The organism is Levilactobacillus yonginensis (genome assembly GCF_003946265.1).
GTDB lineage: Bacteria > Bacillota > Bacilli > Lactobacillales > Lactobacillaceae > Levilactobacillus > Levilactobacillus yonginensis.
In genome coordinates, this window is record NZ_RHNO01000016.1 from 1 (window position 1) to 21461 (window position 21461).

A 21461-nucleotide genomic window follows, 5' to 3' on the forward strand; every position below is an offset into this window, starting at 1 on the left:
CACGCAAGATTTTAGGCTGGAAGAGTCCATCTGAAGTTTTCTTTGGGACAAAGTTACACTTGATTTGACAATTCGTCCCATAAAAAAACACTCCCCGCAACTATGTACGGAAAGTGCTACTTACGAAAGCTCATGTTCAATTAGACTAGCCATGTCCGCTGGCAATGGCGCATAGCAGGTAATCCATTCATCTAAGAAAGGCTGATAGAACTGCAACCTAGCGCAATGCAGAGCCTGGCGCTGAATCCACGGATTCGTTTGCCGACCATACAGCCAATCCCCAACCAGTGGATGGCCAATTGACGCGCAGTGCACGCGAATTTGATGCGTCCGGCCCGTGTGCAGCTTAATCGCCAGCAAACTGACCGACCGTGACTGCCGCCGCACCCACAGTTCCGTCGTTGCCTGACGGCCGTCTGGACGAACCATCCGCTTAATAAAGGAACCCGGTGCCCGACCAATGGGAGCTTCGATCACCTGATGTTCCGGTATAATACCTCCCTCAGCCACAGCAACGTAACGCTTATCTAGTTCGCTATTCTTTAACTGCTTATCCAGGATCGAATGGGCAAAGTGATGTTTGGCAAACAGTACTGCCCCACTGGTATCCCGGTCTAGCCGGGTCACGATATGGGTGACCGTGCTGTCCGCATGTGTGGCCACCAGGTGCCCTTTAACCCGATTTGCCAGTGTATCATCCGGATAGAGGTGCGAGGGTACAGAGGCCATTTCAGCTGGCTTATTGACTACTAAAAAATGGGGATCTTCATAGAGTATCTCCAATGGCCCGTGGGACGTTGCGACGTGCTCATTGGTTGGTTCTGGTGGTAACTGGAGGCCCACCCGCTGACCAGGCTGAGCCATGGCTACTACTCGAACCTCCTGATCATCCAATGTGACGACGCCACCGTGGAATTTAACCTGTTTCAAAAAAGTCCGGGTCACGCCATGGGCCATTAACACGGTCCTCACGTGTACCGGACTCTTACCATCGACGATCCACTCAAAATGTGTCATGGACGCTCTCTCCCAATGAATGACGTTTCGACCCGTTGCCAGAAATGGGTATGCCGGTACTCAGCAAATGAAATGCGCTGCCGAGCAATCTGGTAGTTGATTGCCTTGATGGGTCGTCCTTCAATTGATAACTGATCACACATCAAGACGTTGTCGGTCGACTTAGCGGGTTCAATTCGAATCCACTCGTCCGCCGGAATAATCAGGGGTGACCCCAGCGTCCGGAAGACCCGGTTATTGATCGACGCGATTTCAGCCATTTGAATGGCGTTAAACCGTGGGTTGATCACCGCGCCACCAACGGACTTGTTGTAGGCCGTCGATCCCGTCGGTGTTGAGATACAGAGGCCATCGCCCCGGAAGCTTTCGAATAACTCTCCCTTTATGTAGACGTCCGCCACCATAGTTCCAGAAACTTTCTTAATTGTCGATTCGTTCAGGGCCAGCGTTTGATCAGAATGCGTCCCATCAGCGTACTCCACTTCAATCGTCAATAGTGGGTAGCTGACACTCTGCCCGTTGTCTTCCACCAAACTATCGATGAGATCTTGAACCTCATAATCGCGCCAATCGGTATAGAAACCTAAATGCCCCGTATGAATCCCAACAAAGCGAATCTTATCTAGCCGATCACTGTAATGGTGAAACGCGGACAGCAAAGTCCCATCCCCACCAACCGTGACAACGATGTCTGGATTTAAACTATCAATTTCAATTCCCGCAGCTGTTAGTCCGGTCTTCAAGGCCGTGGCAACCCGCTGCGAGGCTGAACCGTTATTACCAAAAATGGAAACCTTCATGTCATTCTTCCTTGCTCTGATGAGAAATTGGTGATACGTCACCGTCTTTTTTCGGGGTGTACTGTTGTGCCTCTTGAATTTCTTCACGAATCTCGGACATCTCAGTATCCAACTTAAATGCTGCTTCGGCCGCCCGTTGTAGACGATCGCTCAGTTCCGTTGGAAAGGCCCCTTGATACTTATAATTAAGTGAATGTTCAATAGTCGCCCAGAAATTCATTGCCAAGGTTCGTACCTGAATTTCGGCCAAGATTTTTTTCTCGCCACTCACCAGTTGGACTGGATACTCGACCACAATGTGGTACGAACGGTACCCACTGGGCTTCTCATTGTGAATATAATCGCGTTCTTCAAGGATGGTCATGTCCGTTCGCCGCCGTAACAAATCAACGACCTGATAAATATCTTCAACGAACTGGCACATGATTCGCAAGCCCGCAATGTCTTGCATATCCTGTTCCAACCGTTCCTCGGCAACGTGTCTGCGGGACATCTTTTCTTTGATGCTGGCGACCGGTTTCACTCGGCCAGTCACGAACTCAATTGGTGGCCGTTCGTTGCCATTCTCAAATTGTTTGCGGATACCGCGAAGCTTAACTTTCAGCTCACTAACGGCTTGCTGATACGGTAATAAGAATTGATCCCAATTTTGTACCATGTGACTATCCCCCAACCTGTAATACACGTCTTATCTTTCGATTTTACCATACTTCACCCGTGACTGAGAGTAATTAACCCATTTCCTTGTTAAAAGTTTCACGACATACCCCACCTTACCCCAAGAATAACAATCATGAGGCGTTTAGCTTTACGTGGGTCGGAAAATGTTGCATGATTAGGTTGCGTTTTAAACGAACGGTCTTCACCTCAAACAAACGTTCCAGTTGCTATTTTTTGAAATTTTGCTAATGTAGTGGTATTGTTACTTTTTGTTCGGCGACCCTGGTTGATTGCCAGCAAGGATAGGTATAGGAGGAAGCAATGTGTTAGAAGTCTATTTGTTCGTCAACCCGTTGGGGGCGCGGTGCATGCGTTCCGAACGTAATATCATGCGGTTGGCTGATCATCTTAATAGCAAGGTATCGTTCCAATTTGTGCCATTGCTCAATCAACAAATCGTTGGGCAATCCCTTTCAGGTCGGCCAACTTTAGCTGAAAGAAACGCACGCTTCAATGTTTACTATGAAGCTATCTTAGCTTATAAAGCCGCTCTCTTTCAGGGCAAGCGCAAGGGACGGAGATTCCTCTTAAATATGCAAAAGGCCGTGGTTGATGACCACGAACAATTTTCGCAAGAACTAGCATTATCTTTGGCGAAAGATTGCCGGTTGGATCTCGATATGTTCAAAGAAGATTGTCAATCCGACTTGGCGAAACAGGCCTTCCAAACAGACCAAAAATTAGCCGCTGAAATGAAGATTGAACAATCCTCATCCGCTGTCATTTTTAACTGTGATGTGTCTGAATGTGGTCTCCTATTAGATGATGTCACCTACGAGTCACTGTGTGATGTCTGTGAAAGCCAAGGGGTTGCCACGAAAGAAATGTTAATGGCTGAACCCAATTACCCTAGCACAGAGCAAGCAGCTTCACCAATGCTGGGACTAAACCATCCGCACCTACACGTTTTATAAAATCTGTTGAATCGTTTTACGGTCGGTACTTCCAAGTACCGGCTTTTTTGTTCTCCCCTAAACTCACCAACCCCCGCCATCAGTCACGGGCCAAGCCAATATCAATCTGGTACGCAATATGGTATGATTGAGCCATCAATTTTTTTGAGAACAAAAGGGGAAAACTTATGTCGACAGCCATCGTTACCGATACCGCTTCTTATCTAACACCGGAGCAGATCGAACAATTTCATATCACAGTTCTGCCCATCACAGTGATCTTAGGTGATCAGCAATATCCCGAATCCAAGCTCAGTCTTCACACCTTCTACGATTACTTAAAATCTGAACAGGCACTACCTACGACGGCGCAAGTTTCCCTGGGACAAATTGAGGAGGCCTACGACCGTCTTGCTGGCGAAGGCTACGATGAAATTATCTCAATTCATCTCTCCAGTGGCATCACGTCCTTCATGAACAATTTGCGAATGTTTTGTAAGACCTACACTAAGGCAAAAATTTACCCAGTCGACTCACTGGTCGCCAGTGCCGGCGAAGCCAACCTCTGCTTACTGGCTGGCCAAATGGTAGCCAACGGCGATACTGCTGAGACTATCGTCCCGGAACTATTGGGTATGCGTGACACGATGCAAGTGTTCTTTGCGGTAGACAATCTGAGTCACCTGGCCCGCACCGGACGACTCACCAACCGCTCCGCCATGATTGGTAACTTGTTAAACATCAAGCCCCTTCTGACCTTCAACGCCGAAGGTCAAATCATTGCAATTGGTAAGGAGCGGACCATGAAAAAGGCATTCCATTACATGACCGACAAGCTCAACGCCACGCTAGCCGCTGTCGACTATTCTCTCCTAGTGACGGTAATCAATGCCAACAATGCCGAACTGGCTGCTGAATGGACCACTGAACTTACCGAGACTTTCCCGGCAGTACGTGTGGTTCAGAGTCAGCTCGGCCCTGCGATCAGTGTGCATACTGGTGAAAAGACCATGGGTCTCCTGTGGCAGCGCGACTGGCAATCCTACTAATAACAAAGTTAAAGACGTTCCTCAACAACGACCCATTTCGGTCGGTACTGAGGAACGTCTTTTTAATTGTCGCGAGTTATTGCTTTAATTCATGTGCTAATTCACTAAATTCAGCCAACCGGGAATCAAACGTCGCAAAGGCCGTCTGCAAGTAATCCGGCTGAGCCATATCAACGCCAGCCTGACGCATGACATCCAGTGGTAAGGCTGAACTCCCCGCCTTTAGGTAGTTCAGATAGGCATCCCGCTTAGCGACATCCCCACTCAGAATTCGTTGTGCCAGCGTCGTTGCGGCTGCAAAGCCCGTTGCATACTGGTAAACGTAGTAATTGTAGTAGAAATGAGGAATCCGCGTCCACTCGTCGGCAATTTGTGGATCTGAAACCACGCCATATCCATAGTAATGCTGGTTCAACTTCCCATAAAACTCACTCATAAAGTCAGCGGTTAGAGATTGCCCCGCCGCAGCTTGTTGGTGAATGTAGTCCTCAAACTCAGCAAATTGGGTCTGCCGGTAGACCGTTCCCTTAAAACCATCCAGATAATGGTTCAAGACGTAAGCTCGGACCTGCGGATCAGTTTGCGTCTTCAACAAGTAATCCGTTAAGAGGTTCTCGTTAGTCGTCGACGCGATTTCCGCTACAAAGATCGAGTAGTCCCCGTACTGATACGGTTGATTCGTCCGAGTATAGTGGCTGTGCATGCTGTGCCCCATCTCATGGACCAGCGTGAACAAACTCTCCAAACTATCCTGCCAGTTCAGTAGGATGTACGGTTTCGTATCATACATCCCCCCGGAGTAAGCCCCGGTACGTTTCCCCCGGTTCTCTACCACGTCGATGGCCCGATTATCAAACATCTTTTGCACGTTGGCCACGTAATCGGGACCCAAAACAGCCAATGCTTTAAGAGCTTCCTGCTGAGCTTCTTCGTACGTATAGCTCAGACTAGGTTCTCCGGTAATTGGTGTATAGAGGTCGTACATGTGCAGCTCGGGCAAACCGAGAATTTCCTTCCGCAGATTCACATACTTGTGCAGGGAGTCCAGGTGGTCATTGACTGTTTTGACCAAGGTATCGTAAACCACCGCTGGAATGTCATTTCCACTCATAGCCGCCTCACGAGCACTCCCATAGTGCCGAACCTGAGCAGTAAAATTATGCGTTTTAACCTCGCTAGCCAGTGTCGAGGCAAAGGTGTGCCGGAATTGTTGGTAAACGCTGTACAGCGCCTTAAAAGCCTGCTCACGGACCCTAGGTGTCGTTGATTGGAGTAAAACACCATACAGTCCCTCAGAGAGTCGAACGTCATTGCCCTGTTCATCCTGAACAATCGGAAAGACCAGGTCGGCATCACTCAGCACACTGTAGGTCTTGGATGAGGCATCAAAGATATCACTGGCTCCCGCCAACAGTTTTTCTTCAGCCACCGAAAGGGTGTGTTCCCGCTGCTTCCCCAACACATCAAATAGGTGTTGATAGGTAGTTAGCCGAGGCTCAGCATCAATCAACTTTTGCAAGGCCGCTTGGGAGAGTGCTAGGACTTCTGGCTCAAACCAAGAAGTGGCCGCTGCGACCGTTGCCAGCAGGTTGCTAGCTTGGCCAGAGAGATCCTGGTAAGTGGCGTTACTGGTATCCTGGTCGTTCTTTAAGGACGCGTAGACGTACAGCCGTTCCAATTGCCGGTTCAGGTCCAGAACTGCTGTCGTCACCCGGTACAGGTCAGCCCCACTTTGGGCCAATTGCCCCTTTAAAGCGGCGACCCGTTCTGATTGCTGCTTGATGGTCTGAATATCGGCTTTGAAGGCCGCATCATCCGGGTAAATCGTCGTCAAGTCCCACGTTAGTTCTGTTGGAACCTCCGTGCGCTGTGGAATTTGTTTCATCACTTCGTCCTCCTTTATCATTTACATACAGCTAGTTTACCACTTTAACCCTCGCCTTGACCCGTGGGCCGACCGCCCCAAATATGCAGCTAAGTCTGCCGTCCATTGTGGCTGGCCAACGACCTGCCACCCCTGGGAACGTCGCTCGAGCTTACCCAGTCGTACCCAATCCCGTAAGAGGGTCGCTTCAGCCCGTCGCAAAGCTGGCGCCACGTTGAATCGCACCGCCTGTAATTGTCCACCAATCAGGATGAGGGCCGCGCGACTCAACCGGCGAACCTCTTGCTCGTCAAACTGTTTCGTTTGAAATAACCAAGCCGTCATGACCACTCGCCATAGCAAGAGGCCCTTGCCAAAACCAGGTGGCGTCACCGCTGTCGTCGCCAGTTCCTCAGGAAATCCGGCCAGATGGTGGCCGGTCAAATAGACCGCCTCCTGAACGTCACGCAGACCGGCCGATTCACGCTGCAAATCTACCTTGAGCTGACGGCGAAATGCCAGAAAATCGGGCCTCGGCGTCGCCAAATAAACCCCGGAGCGACTTTGAAGGTCGGTAACGCTCCGCAGATAACTGGTCCCCCAACTAAACTGTCCCGTGGCAGCCTGACAGAGATGGTGGTCCACCCGTAGCGAACACGTAGCCACATCCCAAAATAATAGGCAGAGTCCCCAACCGGGCAGCCAGCTTGCAAAACGATCGAGCGTCCGCCAAGTCAATCGCTGCTTGGCGTATCTTTTTCCTAGAAGCCACATTGGATACACCCCCAATTGCCGGTACCCCGCCGTCCGACTGGCCACCTCAGTCCGACTGATTGGGCTACACTGAAACTCTAAGGCAATTGGTTGCTTCCGCGCTAGCCAAACGTCAGCTCGTTGCTGAATCTTCGGCAGAATCCGTTCCAACTCCGGCTGCCCCCACGCCGCAAAGAACGTCATCAATTGGCGTTTTCCTTGAACGTGCTGCTGACTTTCAGCCTCCGCCTGGAGTGGACATAGGGCACCAGGTAAGTGCGCAAAGTATGGCTGAACCCGTGACCCCCGTCGCAACCGTACCGGCAAGCGACATCCTGGGCAGATAAATGGTCTTCCCCGCTCCACGTTCTTAGCATCCACCAACTTGTTCTCCAACTCCGCAATCAACATCCCCGCCACCTCCTACTGTCTAACTACGCAGGATGGTGGTGATTGAACGAAAAAAGTTAAAGTCAAAAGAAATGTAAATTGATTGCCTAATTTTTATGCCAATAACATTGTTGCATCTAAAGACTTTCAATCCTTAGCTCGAACACAAAAAAAGGAGCTAAGACATCTGTCTCAACTCCAATCGTTTCATTTCTATTCTACTTTTGTTTAACAATTGATACTTGCTGAAAAAATCACCAATCTAGCAGCCGGAGGCAACCAGACGCCTATTTATCTTCAGGGAAGTGGGCGATTACCTGATAGATAGGCCCTTTAGAAGAGAACTTTTGCTCATACTCCGTCTGAATGTCTTCCACCCCATCGGTAGCAGCGTGCAGGTCCAACCAAACACCGTCAAAGACCATGCCAAAGTTGTTCAAACTACCCAGAGAGTATTCAAACAGGCCACGGTTATCGGTCTTGAATTGGACACTCCCCCCTGCTGGCAGGACGTCAGCGTAGTGCGCTAAGAAAACTGGCGACGTCAATCGACGTTTAATGTGCCGCGTCTTAGGCCATGGATCAGAGAAGTTCAGATAGAGCCCCGCCACTTCACCCTGGGCAAAGAATGTGTTAATGGCTTCGCCGTCGGTATGCACCAATTGAATGTTGGTGAGTTCGCTGGCTACTACCTTCTTGAGGGCCGCCGCAATCACGGACATTTGAATCTCGATCCCAATAAAGTTATGTTCGGGATGCGCCTTGGCCATTTCCACGATGAATTGGCCCTTTCCCGTGCCAATTTCTACGTACAAAGGTTGTTCTTTAGGAAAACGGCTCTGCCACTTACCCATCAAGGGTTCTGGTTCAACCACCATTTGATCGGTATGTTCGGCCATATAGTCTTTGGCCCACGGTTTATTACGTACACGCATAGTTTTTTCTCCTTTTAATCACAACAGCGGGCGCGAGGTTCTCCCCGCTCCCGCCGAAGTCTAATCAGTCACTGACTCACGCGTCAGTTTTTCAAGTAAAATTAAATGTTGATTCATAATTTGGAACCGTTGTTGGTGATAACTCTCGGCAATCACCGTCAGGCAATGAACCCGGGCATACCAGTTGACGCGAGCCGTTAAGTCCGCCGTCAAGGTCTCGCCGTAATCCTGAAGCCAACGTTGCCATTCCTCAAGAGGAACGTATTCACACAACAGGGAACCTAGGTCATGGGCTGGATCGGCAAACGTTGCCGCGTCCCAGTCAACCAGGTATAACCGTTGCCGGTCCGACAACAGCCAATTTTTATGGTTTAAATCACCATGACTAACTTCATATTGCGTCTTGGGCAGTTGGGGTTGCTCGTTTCGCAGGCTAGCAAACGCCGATTGAATCAGCGGATGCCGTCGCAGATCCGCAGCAAGTGCGGGTTGTAAGCGAGTCAGCAACTGGGCGGGCGTCGTTGATCGTCCGCCGACTTTTAATAACATATCATGGAGCAAATGGGAATGATGCACGCGGTGTAAGAGACGAGCGACCCGTTGCTCACGCATTTCACTGCGTCGTAACGTTCGGCCGTTCAGCCACTCCTGAGCCGTCATCACATCCCCCGTCGCGAGCCGTTTGGTCCAGACGAGTCGGGGCGTGATTCCCTCCATGGAAAGTGCCGCAAGAAATGGTGACGCGTTTTGTTTCAAAAACACCTTTTGTGAGGCCTTGGTCCCCATATACGCTGTACCTGTGTTACCGCCCAGCGGATATAAACTCCAACCGTCACTAATATCCAGTGCCATTCGTGCCACCCCTCCTCGATTTGTCAGCTACTACTAATTCTATGGGGAAACCAGGGACACGTCAACCCCTATTTTTATCTGCCCGCGCCAAGCGTTGTGGCGTGTAGAGTCGGGCTAAATACCAAACTTCGACGACTTCGACCAACAATGCTAAGCCCGCCGTTTCCAATGATGGATTGGCAATTGCCACAATGACCCACAGGCACAGCGCCGCCACACTGAGAATCAATGTAACTAGCGTGACGAAGCTCTTGAGCCGCAAGTCTGACGCAACCGGATAGACGTGACTAAAGACAATGTCGTCGTACTGATGGAAGAATGGTAAGAGCTGAAACCCAATCAAATAGATGAAGAGGGCTGCCAAAATGATTGGCAACCACTGTCCCCGCACAAAGTACAGCAACAGCATACCAATCACGGTCAACCGAACCACTAATCCACTGAATTCAGTTCCCCGAACCATCCCCCGACTAAATAGGTACAAATACGTTTGCTTGTGTTGCGGCTTAATGCGTGCAAACAACCAATCGAGGTACCGCCGCCGTTTGATGGTCCCGGACACCATTGGCACCTCCGTAAAGAGGTTAAAGAACCGATAGATGCCCAGCATCCGATTATCTTCTAATTTAATCTGTTCCCGCCAACGAATCTGTTGGTTCTCCCAATGCTGATGGAACCATACAGCAACGGCAATGTCCAAAATCACCGCCAGAATAACTGCTGCGTAGACCGTCAACCACAGCCCACTTGCCAAGATGACAATGGCCAATAGCCATTTGACCCACCACTGATTCATTCGACGTTGGGCGGTCACTTGGTAAGCGCTAGCCAGGTCGAGACGCAGGAAAGCGTCTTTCAAAATAATCTGGACAACTGCTAGGACTAGGATTTGTGCAATCGTCCAATGCATCGATACACTCAGAAACGGTGACAAAATGAACAAGGTGATCACCTGCGTCGCCTGCGCTAACCCCTGGCTATATCGCCGTGCGGAGACAAAGTATGCGTGCATCGCCCGTTCCTTTGGTAACAGGAAGACCCGGTCCGCATCCTCAATCAGCGTTGCAAATCGACCGATCTGCACGACAATGACGAGAACCATCAGGGCAATGACCGGTGCCCACCACTGACCATACTTAAGTTGTTTTAAGAGGTTGGAATAACCGAGGCCTAAGCCCCCTAGAAAGAAGAGCAAAGCAAAGACAAAGAAATCATTGAACACCAGCCGCAAGTACTTCGCCATTTCCCGGAGATGACGTTGAAGCCGGGTCTGAAATAACCCCGTCATGCGCGATCGACCTTCGTCATGGAAAGATAAATATCATTCAGTGATTCCCCCGCTTCCGGAAGAGCGGCTTGGAGCTCACTGAGGGTGCCTTCGGTCTTGACCTGACCGTCATGAAGTAAGACGAACCGGTCACAGTACCGTTGGGCCGTATCCAATACGTGGGTCGACATCAAGATGCTGGCCCCAGTCTTCTTGCGTTGTTCAATCAGATTCAACAGGTCATTCACGGCCAGCGGATCTAGCCCCAAGAATGGTTCATCAATAATGTAGAGCTTGGCGTTGGTTAGAAAAGCACAGACAATCATGACCTTTTGCTTCATCCCTTTAGAAAAGTTAGCCGGAAACCAGTCCAACTTATTATCCAGCCGGAAGGTCTTCAACAACTCATGTGCCGTTTCCCAAGCCACTGTTTGGTCCAAATCATAGGCCATCATGGTCATCTCTAAATGTTCGCGTAACGTTAATTCTTGGTATAACACGGGGGTTTCTGGAATGTAGGCGATCTGTTGCTTGTACGCCTGACTATCCTGTTCAATGGTGACCCCGTTCAACATAATTTTCCCTTTATGAGGCGTCAAAAGACCGATCACGTGATTAATGGTGGTCGATTTCCCCGCCCCGTTCAAGCCAATGAGGCCGACTAACTCTCCGTCGCGGACATCAAAACTAATATCTTTTAAGACGGGAATTTGTGAGTAGCCCCCCACAACATGGCTGACTTCTAGAGCCATTCAACATCCCTTCATTTCCTTTAATTTAACCAGGCTATTATACCATAGCTGACCCAGTGAACGAACGATTCTGGGTGAACTCCCCCGGGTTGGTGGTGTATAATGGATGAAATCACTGCGAAAGAAGGAGTTTTCATGGATAAAATGACGCTAGAACCGCACTACGATGACGATTGTATTTTCTGCAAGATCTTAAAGGGGGACATCCCCAGCTACACCGTTTACGAGGACAACATCGTCAAAGCCTTTCTGGACATCTCACAAGGGACTCCCGGCCACACCCTGGTCATTCCCAAGACGCACGTGAAGGATATCTTCGCCTACGACGCCGACCTCGCTGCCGCCGTCTTCTCCCGGATTCCTAAGATTGCCCGGGCTGTTCAAGCTTCTGACCCAGCTATCACTGGGATGAACATCCTGAACAACAACGGGAAAGTGGCTTACCAATCCGTTTTCCACTCCCACATTCACCTGGTTCCCCGTTACACGGACCACGATGATTTCAAGATGATTTTCAAGGATAATTCCGACAACTACAGTCCAGCCGACTACGCTGCTATTCAAGATAAGATTAAAGTAAGTTTGGAGGATTAAACTATGGGTATTGGTCGTTTTCTAACCGGCGCTACTCTGGCTACCGGTGTTGGTTTAGCTGCCTACTTAACCTTAACGAAACAAGATCCTCTCACTTGGAGCAAAAGTGTCCGTGCTCAGGCCAAACACACCGCACAAAAGGTTGACGACCTGCGCGGTGCCAAGGACCAGTTAACACGCAACGTTGCCAAGCTCTCCCAAGCCGTTACCGACGCGCAACCCACTCTGGATGAAATCCAAGTGGCTGTTGATAAGTTTGGGTTTAAGGTCGCTCCCCGGGTTGCCGCCATTGAGGAGACCCTGGCCAAATGGGACGCCGAGTAATTCTGAACTTTTTGTAAAACTTTGTTGACCTTTTTCGGTTGACGTTAATTTGTGTTATGATGTCTGAGTATGGTGTTTACACCAATTTTGATGAATGGATGTGTTGAGCAATATGAAGAAATGGTTTATCGCCTTCGCCGGTCTGTTACTGACCGTAACGCTTGCCGGTTGTGGGAACAAAACCGTTGCCACTACTAACGGTGGTAAGATTACTGAAAGCCAGTACTACAGCAGTTTAAAGGGTACGTCTTCTGGTAAGCAAGTTCTGCAACAGATGATTTTGAACAAAGTCTTGGAAAAGCAATACGGTGACAAGGTCAAGAAGTCCGAAGTTACCAAGCAATTCAACAAGTACAAGGCGCAATACGGTTCATCATTTAGCAGTGTTCTTTCTCAAAGCGGTATGACGCAATCCGGTTTGAAGACGGAAATCCGTTCAAACTTACTTTTGAAGGAAGCTGTTAAGGATAACGTCACGATTTCTGATGCCCAACTCAAGAAGCAATTCAAGAGCTACGAACCAGAAGTCACGGTTGCCCACATCTTAGTTTCCAAGAAGTCTACTGCTGATTCAATCATCAAAGACTTAAAGGGTACTAAGAAGAGCGATTTGACTAGCGAATTCACGAAGTTAGCTAAGAAGGATTCCACCGATACTGCTACCAAGAACAAGGGTGGTAAGTTGAGTGCCTTCGACAGCACCGACACTTCACTGGACTCAACCTTCAAGAAGGCTGCCTTCAAGCTTCAAACTAACGAATACACCACAACGCCTGTTAAGACGCAATATGGTTACCACGTTATCTTGATGCTGAAGAACCCTGGTAAAGGTACCGTCAACCAACACAAGGCAGAACTTAAGTCACAAATCATTGATAGCGATATGAATGACAGTACTGTTCTGCACAACGTGGTTGCTAAGGTCTTGAAGAAGGGTAATGTTTCTATCAAGGATAACGACTTGAAGAACATCTTGTCTGACTACTTGGCATCATCATCAAGTTCTAAGACTTCCGCTTCATCTTCATCCAAGTAATTTCGATTAAACTTGAGGGTTCCAACCAAACTGGTTGGAACCCTCTTTTTTGCTGTTGGGACTGGTTTAATACAATGGTGCTGAGCTTGGCCACCTCCGGTCGCCAGGGCGGGCGTCTGCTGTGGGGACCGCCTGCGGCCTGAGAAACGGTCCTCCGGCTCGGTTTGAAGCCACGCCCAATTCGCGTGTCTCCAAACACGTCCCGTGCTGTAAGCTCGAACAGACCATCGAGCCAACACCACCGACACAGCTGACCCCCACCCTGTCAACCTCCGGTTACATTGGTGCACTGAACTGTAACATCCCCCTCGTAATCTGTACTGCGTGGCAACCAGTTTAACGAATAACATTGGCGTTTAATGCGTCCAGCGTTGATTGCATGGTGCTATATACAAATTACTGACAACCTTAACTCTCACTCCCCCACTTCATAGCGTAAAAAAAACGACACAAAACCTTGATCGGTTTTGTGCCGTTTATTTGATTTATAACAAACTATGACAATGAACGATGGAGGCCACACCATTGCGACCACAATGCTTATTGCAAAGTTCACCAATATGAGCCGGAGGCGGCCAGGGGTGGGGCCAGCTGTGAAAATAGCGTTAGCTGGCGTTCTTTGCTAGCTTACGCTATGGGCGCGAGGACACGTGGTCTTCGTGGCTTCAAAGCGAGCGAGAAGCCCGCCTTTTGGCTGAAGCGTCCCCACAGCAGGCCCCAGCCCTGGCCGCCGGAGCGTGACCATTCACGAACAAACCAACAATTATGGTTGCTGTGGTTCATCAGGTGACTTAGGGCCGTCAGTGGTCGGCCGGTAGAATCGGCGCCCGTCCATGGCGAAGACTCGTTCCGAGAATTCCCCTGGCTCGGTGTGTGCCACCACCGTGTCCAACATCATGATGGAGGCATCGAGCTCATCCAATTGGTGTAAGACGTCCGCTTCACGCAACTCCGGACGAACCGGTGACCCATATTCCAACAGGCCGTGATGACTGAGAATCATGTGCCGTAGCAACAGGACGTCTTCGGCCTGAGGATCCAATTTAAGCGTGTCACACGCCCGAACCAATTCCCCGTCGATCAACACGATGTGCCCAATCAAATTTCCGGCCAGCGTATAGGTCGTGGACTTGGGCCCTGACAATTCAATCGTCTTGCCTAGGTCGTGAAGAATCGCTCCCGCAAACAGAAGTGGTGCATTTAGGTCCGGATATTGTGTCGTCACTGAATGAGCCAATTTCAAAATAGAAATCGTATGGTAAGCTAGTCCACCCTGAAAGGCGTGGTGGTTACTCTTGGCCGCTGGATAGGTGTAAAACTGATCGGCGTACTCACTGACTAGCTTTCGCACGATTCGGTTCCACGTTGGTTGCGTGATTTCAAAAATCGTTTGCGTGATGTAGTCTTCCATTTCGGCCCGACTCATCGGTGCCTGTTCAATGAAGGCATTGGGATCACTCGGCTCACCCGGATTCGTTAAGCGTAAGTGAAAAATCTTGATTTGTGGATGCGTTTGATAGTTTTCCCGTTTTCCTTGTAGGTGAACGACGCGTCCCGCCACATAATTCGTGATGTCTTCGGGCGAAGCATCCCAGTATTTTCCAGAAATCTCACCGGATTGGTCCTCAAACACTAGTGCAATGTATTGTTTACCGTTCTTGGCCGTCCGCACGTCCGCCGCCTTCAAAAGTACAAAGACATCGACCGCTTCATCGACGCCATAATCCATTAATTTTTTTGTTGCCGCCATGAAAGTCCCTCCTATTCCGTCAACCGTAAGACCTTACCCGTGCCCGTGGTATGCGTGGTCACACTCTCATCGGCCGTCAGGAGAATGACCTGTACGTCCGTAGCGATAGTCGCTAACAAGCGATATGCAGCCTGCCGGCGGGCTTCGTCAAAGTTCACGAAACCATCGTCGATAATCAGCGGCATCTGGACCTGACGATTCATCACGACCGCAAAGGCCAGGGTCACAGCAAGATCTAGCTGTTCCGCCGTCCCACGTGAAAGCTGTCCCACGTTGCGCCAGTCGCCAGTTGCCCGCTGAACCCGTAAGGTAGTTGGTGTCAGTTCAATTTTAGTATACCGGTTTTCAGTTAATTTACCATAGAATTCACTAGCCTGCGCTACGATTTGTGGTAACCGGTCACCGGATGCTGCGGCTAATGCCGCCGAAATCCACTGACTCACCAATCGTTCCGTCAGCCAAGTAGCTGCCGTCTGGGTCATTTGCGTTTCCAAATCAGCAAGTTTCTGCCGCAACGTGGCTTGGGTGCCACTAGCTGTCAAATGAGCCAGCTGCCCCTGTAAGGTTGCCAAGTGACTCGTTGTTTGATCCAAGGTCGCCTGCGTAGTGACCTGCTTCTGCTGAGCCATGGTCACTTGTTGCTGCAACGCTGTTTGACTAGTCTGTTGTTGCAAGGTCGTTAAGTTATCAGACCCAATCTGGGTGGCCAGTGTTTGCCGTTGTTGTTGACGTTCCGTTTGTGTCCGGTCTGCTTGATATTGTTGATAGAAGGCCGCCACATCGGATAGATTCCGTGTCCGCAAGAACGCTTGCAGCTCCCGTTTACCTCGCTCGACGGCAGCCTGGTCTGCTTGTAGCCGGGTCGCTAGGGCCGCCACATCAGTTTCTTGATGACTCAGTGCTTGCCGCGTAGCCTGCAACTGCATTAGCTGAGACGCCACCGCCGCAAAGTCTTGATCCGCTAAAGCCGGCAGAATGGTCGTTGCCTCCTGCAAAAACTGCTGAACTGTCGCTTGTTGCGTCGCAGCTTGCTCAGCCGTTGTTTCCAGTAAGCGCGTCAACCGCTCCCACTCGGCAATGGCAGATTGGGCTGCCGACCACTGTTCTAGCGGAACTTGACTCATGCCATGAGCATCACCAATCGCATCTAACTGATTTGTCAACGCATCTACGGCCTGCCCCCCCTCACGCAACTGGGCCTGCAGATCACGAATATCTTCAGTCAGTTCGTCTAATTGACGGCTAGCCGGCGTACTACTGTCGACCAGGAAGACACCATAATAGCCAACTGCTACCCCGAGCAAGGCGCCAGCGAGCTTGAGAAATGTATTGGGGAGGAACATTGCGCCCACAAGGACGACCAAACCGGCCGCCAGCCACCCGACCTGCTTATCCGCTAATGGGTTATGGTGTTGCTGACGCGTCGGTTGAACCTGACGAAATTGTTCGTTGCGCTGATTAAGTTGTTGTTGCAAGCGACGCCGCTTCTGATTCGCTGTCGTTAGCTCACCTGTTAACTGCCGCACCTGCTGGGTAGTCGCCAGTGAGAATGGTCGCGGCATTTGCCCGTTCACTGCATATTGTTGTTCCAAAATACCGGCCCGTTGCTCCAAATCTCGCTGCGAAGTGACTAACCGTTGCGCCTCCTGCTGACTCCCCTGAACTTGTGGTAGCCGCTGAGCAAGCGCATCGAGTTTATCTGCGACCGGTAAATACTGATCAAACAATGGTGGTAGTTGCTGATCACGTTGCAACTCAGCAAATCGTTGTTGATCATCCGTTAACGTCTGCTCACTAGCGGTTGCTGCACTACGCAATTGCTCTAGACGAGTTGCGTCGGTCGCGGTGAAGCCATGCGAGACAGCTTCCGCAGCTGGGGCCAACGCCACCCATTGTTGATAGGTTGGCCACTGAGCCAACAGCTGGGTCAGCCTAGTTGTTGCCTGTCGTTGTTGCGTTAACGTTGCCTGAAGAGATCGTTGTTGGCTCTCACCATCAACCTGTTGCTGACGCAGCTGCCAATACGTTTGATAGGCCCCATTGGCTTTAGCTAACTTAGCTGATAATTCTTGATGTTCGCGCAATTGCTGATTCAATAAGGGATTACGCCCCTGAGGTTTATACCGGTCATCAGCAGCTTGATCAAGTCGCTGTGCTTGCTGTAACCAGTACTCACTGCCAACGGCGCCGACGTGCCGGAGCCGGTCGACTAGCTCCTGTTTGGAGGCCGTAAAGACCGTCCCTAACCGGGGTTCGTTAATGGCATAGACACGGGTAAACAGCTGACCATCGACCGGAGCCAGCAATTTGGTGAGCAGTGCCGCCGGTAAATCTAGATTCGTCGTATCATCATGGAGCGTCACCGTTCCACCCTTGGGGCCGTCCGTCCGCGTCACCGTATAGGTCGTGTTATCCTGCTGGAAAGTAATTGCCCCACCAAACCGACTACCATCCAGTGGTTCGTAGCGTAATTCGGGATGCTTTTTCGTGGGGAAGCCAAAGAAAATGGCCGTGATGAACTGCGTCAACGTCGACTTTCCCGCCTCGTTAGGACCCACTAAGAAGTTCAGACCAGATGACAAATCAAAAGTTCGATCGTGAAAGTGACCAAAACCATAAATCGTTAACCGTTTAAGATTCATCCTGACCCTCCTCTCCCATTAATTGCGTTAACCGGCGACGAGCAGCCGTTTCTAGACTAGCTGCCGTCTCGGGCCGGTCAAACCACGCCGCCAACGCTGGTTCCTGTGCCAATTTTCCGAATAATTTCTGCCGATTAGCTGCGGTAAATACCGTCTTCGCCCCTAGCTCCCAATAACTCTGATCCAAGTTGGGAGCCGGTACTGCAGCGGTGGTTTCATCTAGACTAAGTCGGACAATGTAGCGTTGAGCCGCCTTCAATTGGCGTTGGTGGGTCCGTTGAAAAAGCTGTAACCAATCACCACTTGCCAACCGTTGCTGCTCAGCAACCGAAAGTGGTGCGCTAGTCGTTAATGATATGGCAGTGAGCGTGGGCTGATCTGCTGGGTGCGCAGCTAACCAGTCTATCAGTTCTTCGTTGAGCGCCGCCAAATCAGTTCCGTCCAGATCAATTTGAGCTGTTTCCCAAATTACGGTCGCGGTCGGGAAAAACTCCGGCACCAGCTGTCCATCCTGGCTATGCACCAGGTAAGCCCCCTTCGCCCCGGTCTCCGTCACAGCACGCCCCTGGGTATTGCCCGCATATAAGATTGGCGGTTGATCATTTAAGCTTTGACGATGATGAATGTGGCCCAAAGCCCAGTAGTCGTAACGTTTACGCAAAAGTTCAGCCACCGTAAATGGTGCGTAATGATCCTGACTCCCCGTGGTCACGGCACCGTGCAACATGCCCACGTGCCAGTTCGTCGCGGCGTGCACGGGATACGCTGCTAACGGATCATCTGAAACCCAGCGTTGCGGGTAACTGAAACCACTCACAGCCACCGTTTCACCAGAGGCCAGTTGTAACGTGGTGGTCGTGACGTGTTCACCTAGAACCGTCACGTTGGTCGGATAGGTCACTGCTTGTTCCGTTAAGTAATCATGATTGCCAAAGCTCACAATCACGGGAATCTGCGCGTCATCTAAGCGAGCAAATTGGGTGAATAGGAATGCTTGTGCGGCCACACTCTGCTCAGCCCGATCGAATAAATCACCCGCCAAGAGGACAAAGTCGACGTGCTCACTGAGAGCACGGTCAAAAACCTTCGTGGCCGCTGTAAATGTTGATTCTCGGACCGTTGTTGCCAGTGAAGCTGGCAGCCCCGTGAGACCGAGAAACGGGCTATCTAAATGTAAATCTGCAGCGTGAATAAATTTCATCAGGTAGGCACTCCTCTCATTTTTTATTGATTTAAATTGAAAAATCGCCGGCACGGACCTCCCAAGAATGAGGGGTTGTACCGACGATTAACAGACGTTTTAGCCCTGGTAGATGCTTTCGATGGGTTTCGTAATCGTCTGATTCAAGTTGGATAACAGGGTGTTAACATCCCGTTCCTTTTCCATCAAAGTCTTGATAGAAGCAATCTTAGAAACCTTGTCAGCAACTTCGCGGGCATGGCTCATCTCGTCGTTAGTCAACTCTTGACCAGCCATTTGCTTTTGTTGCAAGTCCATTTGGATTTTTTGGAAGTCTTTAAACAGCTGGTACGTGTCGGCGTCAGCCTTCATGTCGTTGTATGCCGTTTCTAAACCCGTGAATTCTTCTGATTCTTGAAGTGCTTGGGCTAATTGTGCGCCCAGGTCTTCCATCTTGTCAGCCATTGGTGTTTCCTCCTTGTTGGGCCTACGCCCAGTTGAATTGCCATTTATTATTGTACCATGGTTTGCGCTTTCACCCCAGAGGGATTTCACTATTGAACGACTGATTTCCACCAGGATTTGACAGTATTAGCTGCACTGTTAAAGGACTTTCCAGCATTGTTAATCCCTTCCTGTACCTGATCCCAAATGTCGCTGTTGCTAGAACTAGAATTATCCCCACCCTTGGCGATGGTAGAGGCATCCTTGGTATCAAAGGCAGTTCCCTTAGTATTTGGCAAAATGGCTTGCATTTCAGCCTGATAAAGTGGGCCTTCGCCAGTACCACTGACGTTCTCCAAGTGATTCTTGTTACTCGTGTTGTCAAACCCTTCCCAGGTCGTCACGACGACATCAGGCGTATACCCCACAATCCATTTATCACGCGTAGCATCGGAATCACCGTCCGCCTCAGTACTCCCAGTCTTACCGGCAATCGTATATCCGTAAGGCTTGGCGCTAACCCCGGTTCCGTAGTTAAAGACGCCCATCATCATACTGGTCATCTGCTTAGCGGTCTTGCTCGACATGACCTTAGTCGTCTTGGCAGCAGAATCAGAGGTGTCCACAACCACATTCCCCGAAGCGTCCACAATCTTACGAATATAGTGAGCAGACGACATGGTCCCGTTATTGGCAAACGCCGTGTAGGCCTGAGCCAACTGTTGTGGGGAAACCCCGGTCTTCAATCCACCCAACGCCAGGGCCAGGTTCTTATCGGACTTGGTGACTGGAAGGCCAAACTTCTTGACGGAATCGTATCCCTTGTCGACACCAATCTTATTCAGCAGCCAAACTGCCGGTGCATTCTTACTTTGCGCCAGAGCTTGATACATAGGAACCTTGCCGCTATATTGGTTGCCGTAGTTATGGGGCGAATAGTTGTTGGTCCCGTACGACTTCTTCTTATCAGTCAGTTCGGAGTCATAGTAGTACCCGTTTTCTAGTGCTGGCGTATAGACAGCCAACGGCTTGATGGTCGAACCCGGTTGACGCCGCATTTGCGTTGCCCGGTTATAGCCCCGGAAAACGTGTTTTCCACGACCCCCAACGACAGCTTCCACACCACCGGTATTCGGGTCAATGGCGATACTAGCCGCTTGAACCTTGGTCCCATCGCTAGCATTGGCTGGGAAGTACGATGTATTCTTAAATAACGTTTGCATCTGTTTCTGATTACCCTGATCCAAGGTGGTATAGATTTTATAGCCCTTGTTCATAATTTCCGACTCCGTGAGGCCATACTTGCTGACGGCTTCGTTGATCACGGCATCAAAGAAATACGGGTACCGGTAACTGTTCTTATAGTTGTAAGTATCATTCGTGGTCAGGGCGGTTGCCTGATAACTCTTCGCCTGTGACTTTGAAATGGCTCCAGTATCCGCCATCAGGCCCAGGACAACGTTTCGGCGGGCCCGTGAGGCCTGCGGGTGGTCAACCGGATTGTACGCCGATGGGGACGTAAGCATCCCTGCTAGCACAGCGGACTCTGGTACCGTCAATGCCGCGGCGGACTTCCCAAAGTACCGTTTAGCGGCATCTTGGACACCCCAAACCCCGTTGCCAAAGTAAGCGTTATTGAGGTACATGGACAAGATATCTTGCTTAGAATAAACGTTCTCAACCTCAATTGACAGGAATAATTCCTTGAATTTCCGCGTGAACGTTTGCTCTTGCGTGAGGTACGCGTTCTTGACCAATTGTTGGGTCAATGTACTCCCCCCACCACTAATGTAGTTTTGTCGAAGTACTTTATTCTTGGCATACAGGAAAAAGGCCCGCCCAATCCCCTTAACGGAGAAACCATGTTCGTGATAAAAATTCCGGTCCTCAGTGGAAATTACTGCGCTCTGCACGTTCGTGGTAATTTTCTTAAGCGGGACGTAGGTTCCCTTTTGTGAGTACAGGGTCCCCGCCTTGCTATTGTGACGATCATAAATCTGCGTGGGATTTTCCAACGCCGCCTTCAAGTCACCAACGTTGGCCGTCTTGGCCATAAACGTTAAGTACCCACTCATGACCAGGACCATACTTAAGATGATCACAATGATCCAGCGAGTCAGCTGAAATCGGTGCCAGAAACGCTTAAAACCAGACTTAAACCCGGTCCAAGCATTCTCATTCGGTTCTTGGTTATTCATA

General features: G+C 50.2%; 19 protein-coding genes. 5 read left to right on the forward strand and 14 right to left on the reverse strand.

The features are described 5' to 3' along the window. Window positions 1–120: 120 nt before the first annotated feature. From EKM87_RS08750 to EKM87_RS08760, 3 genes are read right to left on the reverse strand one after another with little or no spacing between them, the layout of a single operon-like run. Window positions 121–1017, reverse strand: a complete 897-nt coding sequence (locus EKM87_RS08750; RefSeq protein ID WP_125683867.1) for an RluA family pseudouridine synthase — start codon at window positions 1015–1017, stop codon at window positions 121–123. Continuing rightward, entirely contained in the window at window positions 1014–1817 is an 804-nt protein-coding gene (locus EKM87_RS08755) for an NAD kinase (RefSeq protein WP_125683869.1), read from the reverse strand. Before EKM87_RS08755 ends, EKM87_RS08750 begins: the two co-directional genes overlap by 4 nt. Window position 1818: 1 nt before the next feature. Beyond that, complete coding sequence (locus EKM87_RS08760) at window positions 1819–2475, reverse strand: GTP pyrophosphokinase (protein WP_125683871.1); 657 nt, start codon at window positions 2473–2475, stop codon at window positions 1819–1821. A gap of 325 nt (window positions 2476–2800) precedes the next feature. On the opposite strand from EKM87_RS08760, the gene EKM87_RS08765 reads away from it, so the two are divergent. Both EKM87_RS08765 and EKM87_RS08770 read left to right on the forward strand, forming a co-directional pair. Beyond that, window positions 2801–3451, forward strand: a complete 651-nt coding sequence (locus tag EKM87_RS08765) for a DsbA family protein (protein ID WP_125683873.1) — start codon at window positions 2801–2803, stop codon at window positions 3449–3451. Between the two features lie 167 nt (window positions 3452–3618). Further along, on the forward strand, window positions 3619–4479 hold the full coding sequence (locus EKM87_RS08770; RefSeq protein WP_125683875.1) for a DegV family protein: 861 nt from the start codon (window positions 3619–3621) through the stop codon (window positions 4477–4479). Between the two features lie 76 nt (window positions 4480–4555). Here EKM87_RS08770 and pepF read toward each other — a convergent pair whose 3' ends face one another. The 6 genes from pepF to EKM87_RS08800 all read right to left on the reverse strand — a co-directional run bounded on the left by pepF (window position 4556) and on the right by EKM87_RS08800 (window position 11292). Further along, window positions 4556–6364 carry an oligoendopeptidase F gene (pepF, locus tag EKM87_RS08775; protein WP_125683877.1) on the reverse strand — a complete coding sequence of 603 codons (1809 nt, stop codon included), beginning with the start codon at window positions 6362–6364 and terminating at the stop codon, window positions 4556–4558. Window positions 6365–6400: 36 nt separating this feature from the next. Beyond that, a complete protein-coding gene (locus EKM87_RS08780; protein WP_125683879.1) occupies window positions 6401–7507 on the reverse strand; it encodes a competence protein CoiA in 1107 nt (368 codons plus the stop codon). A 266-nt stretch (window positions 7508–7773) separates the two neighbouring features. Further along, on the reverse strand, window positions 7774–8421 hold the full coding sequence (gene trmB / locus EKM87_RS08785; RefSeq protein WP_125683881.1) for a tRNA (guanosine(46)-N7)-methyltransferase TrmB: 648 nt from the start codon (window positions 8419–8421) through the stop codon (window positions 7774–7776). 60 nt (window positions 8422–8481) lie between these two features. Beyond that, complete coding sequence (locus EKM87_RS08790) at window positions 8482–9273, reverse strand: phosphotransferase family protein (protein WP_125683883.1); 792 nt, start codon at window positions 9271–9273, stop codon at window positions 8482–8484. Window positions 9274–9334: 61 nt separating this feature from the next. Beyond that, the gene (locus EKM87_RS08795; RefSeq protein WP_125683885.1) at window positions 9335–10561 is read right to left on the reverse strand and encodes an ABC transporter permease; all 1227 of its coding nucleotides are present in this window, start codon (window positions 10559–10561) and stop codon (window positions 9335–9337) included. Then, complete coding sequence (locus EKM87_RS08800; RefSeq protein ID WP_125683887.1) at window positions 10558–11292, reverse strand: ABC transporter ATP-binding protein; 735 nt, start codon at window positions 11290–11292, stop codon at window positions 10558–10560. Before EKM87_RS08800 ends, EKM87_RS08795 begins: the two co-directional genes overlap by 4 nt. Window positions 11293–11427: 135 nt before the next feature. Here EKM87_RS08800 and EKM87_RS08805 point away from each other — a divergent pair, with 135 nt between their 5' ends. From EKM87_RS08805 to EKM87_RS08815, 3 genes are all read left to right on the forward strand, one after another. After that, entirely contained in the window at window positions 11428–11886 is a 459-nt protein-coding gene (locus tag EKM87_RS08805) for an HIT family protein (protein WP_382338515.1), read from the forward strand. 3 nt (window positions 11887–11889) lie between these two features. Continuing rightward, window positions 11890–12210, forward strand: coding sequence for a hypothetical protein (locus EKM87_RS08810; protein WP_125683890.1), 321 nt, complete (start codon window positions 11890–11892; stop codon window positions 12208–12210). Between the two features lie 112 nt (window positions 12211–12322). Then, entirely contained in the window at window positions 12323–13246 is a 924-nt protein-coding gene (locus EKM87_RS08815) for a peptidylprolyl isomerase PrsA (RefSeq protein ID WP_125683892.1), read from the forward strand. Window positions 13247–14009: 763 nt separating this feature from the next. Here EKM87_RS08815 and EKM87_RS08820 read toward each other — a convergent pair. The 5 genes from EKM87_RS08820 to EKM87_RS08840 all read right to left on the reverse strand — a co-directional run bounded on the left by EKM87_RS08820 (window position 14010) and on the right by EKM87_RS08840 (window position 21460). Further along, window positions 14010–14996, reverse strand: a complete 987-nt coding sequence (locus EKM87_RS08820) for a 3'-5' exoribonuclease YhaM family protein (RefSeq protein WP_125683894.1) — start codon at window positions 14994–14996, stop codon at window positions 14010–14012. Between the two features lie 11 nt (window positions 14997–15007). Next, window positions 15008–17638, reverse strand: coding sequence for an ATP-binding protein (locus EKM87_RS08825; protein ID WP_125683896.1), 2631 nt, complete (start codon window positions 17636–17638; stop codon window positions 15008–15010). Then, complete coding sequence (locus tag EKM87_RS08830) at window positions 17628–18839, reverse strand: metallophosphoesterase family protein (protein ID WP_125683898.1); 1212 nt, start codon at window positions 18837–18839, stop codon at window positions 17628–17630. The genes EKM87_RS08825 and EKM87_RS08830 overlap by 11 nt, the downstream gene beginning before the upstream one ends. 99 nt (window positions 18840–18938) lie before the next feature. After that, window positions 18939–19283 carry a YlbF family regulator gene (locus EKM87_RS08835; protein ID WP_125683900.1) on the reverse strand — a complete coding sequence of 115 codons (345 nt, stop codon included), beginning with the start codon at window positions 19281–19283 and terminating at the stop codon, window positions 18939–18941. Between the two features lie 89 nt (window positions 19284–19372). Further along, window positions 19373–21460, reverse strand: a complete 2088-nt coding sequence (locus EKM87_RS08840; protein WP_125683902.1) for a PBP1A family penicillin-binding protein — start codon at window positions 21458–21460, stop codon at window positions 19373–19375. Window position 21461 lies beyond the last annotated feature (1 nt).

Excerpts from the sequence above, each read along its gene's own strand:
- EKM87_RS08780 (WP_125683879.1), bottom strand. The coding sequence starts at position 7,507 with ATGTTGATTGCGGAGTTGGAGAACAAGTTGGTGGATGCTAAGAACGTG.
- EKM87_RS08830 (WP_125683898.1), bottom strand. The coding sequence starts at position 18,839 with ATGAAATTTATTCACGCTGCAGATTTACATTTAGATAGCCCGTTTCTC.
- EKM87_RS08810 (WP_125683890.1), top strand. The coding sequence starts at position 11,890 with ATGGGTATTGGTCGTTTTCTAACCGGCGCTACTCTGGCTACCGGTGTT.
- pepF (WP_125683877.1), bottom strand. The coding sequence starts at position 6,364 with ATGAAACAAATTCCACAGCGCACGGAGGTTCCAACAGAACTAACGTGG.
- EKM87_RS08840 (WP_125683902.1), bottom strand. The coding sequence starts at position 21,460 with ATGAATAACCAAGAACCGAATGAGAATGCTTGGACCGGGTTTAAGTCT.
- EKM87_RS08770 (WP_125683875.1), top strand. The coding sequence starts at position 3,619 with ATGTCGACAGCCATCGTTACCGATACCGCTTCTTATCTAACACCGGAG.
- EKM87_RS08795 (WP_125683885.1), bottom strand. The coding sequence starts at position 10,561 with ATGACGGGGTTATTTCAGACCCGGCTTCAACGTCATCTCCGGGAAATG.
- EKM87_RS08800 (WP_125683887.1), bottom strand. The coding sequence starts at position 11,292 with ATGGCTCTAGAAGTCAGCCATGTTGTGGGGGGCTACTCACAAATTCCC.
- EKM87_RS08790 (WP_125683883.1), bottom strand. The coding sequence starts at position 9,273 with ATGGCACTGGATATTAGTGACGGTTGGAGTTTATATCCGCTGGGCGGT.
- EKM87_RS08760 (WP_125683871.1), bottom strand. The coding sequence starts at position 2,475 with ATGGTACAAAATTGGGATCAATTCTTATTACCGTATCAGCAAGCCGTT.
- EKM87_RS08755 (WP_125683869.1), bottom strand. The coding sequence starts at position 1,817 with ATGAAGGTTTCCATTTTTGGTAATAACGGTTCAGCCTCGCAGCGGGTT.
- EKM87_RS08750 (WP_125683867.1), bottom strand. The coding sequence starts at position 1,017 with ATGACACATTTTGAGTGGATCGTCGATGGTAAGAGTCCGGTACACGTG.
- EKM87_RS08815 (WP_125683892.1), top strand. The coding sequence starts at position 12,323 with ATGAAGAAATGGTTTATCGCCTTCGCCGGTCTGTTACTGACCGTAACG.
- EKM87_RS08825 (WP_125683896.1), bottom strand. The coding sequence starts at position 17,638 with ATGAATCTTAAACGGTTAACGATTTATGGTTTTGGTCACTTTCACGAT.
- trmB (WP_125683881.1), bottom strand. The coding sequence starts at position 8,421 with ATGCGTGTACGTAATAAACCGTGGGCCAAAGACTATATGGCCGAACAT.
- EKM87_RS08835 (WP_125683900.1), bottom strand. The coding sequence starts at position 19,283 with ATGGCTGACAAGATGGAAGACCTGGGCGCACAATTAGCCCAAGCACTT.
- EKM87_RS08820 (WP_125683894.1), bottom strand. The coding sequence starts at position 14,996 with ATGGCGGCAACAAAAAAATTAATGGATTATGGCGTCGATGAAGCGGTC.
- EKM87_RS08805 (WP_382338515.1), top strand. The coding sequence starts at position 11,428 with ATGGATAAAATGACGCTAGAACCGCACTACGATGACGATTGTATTTTC.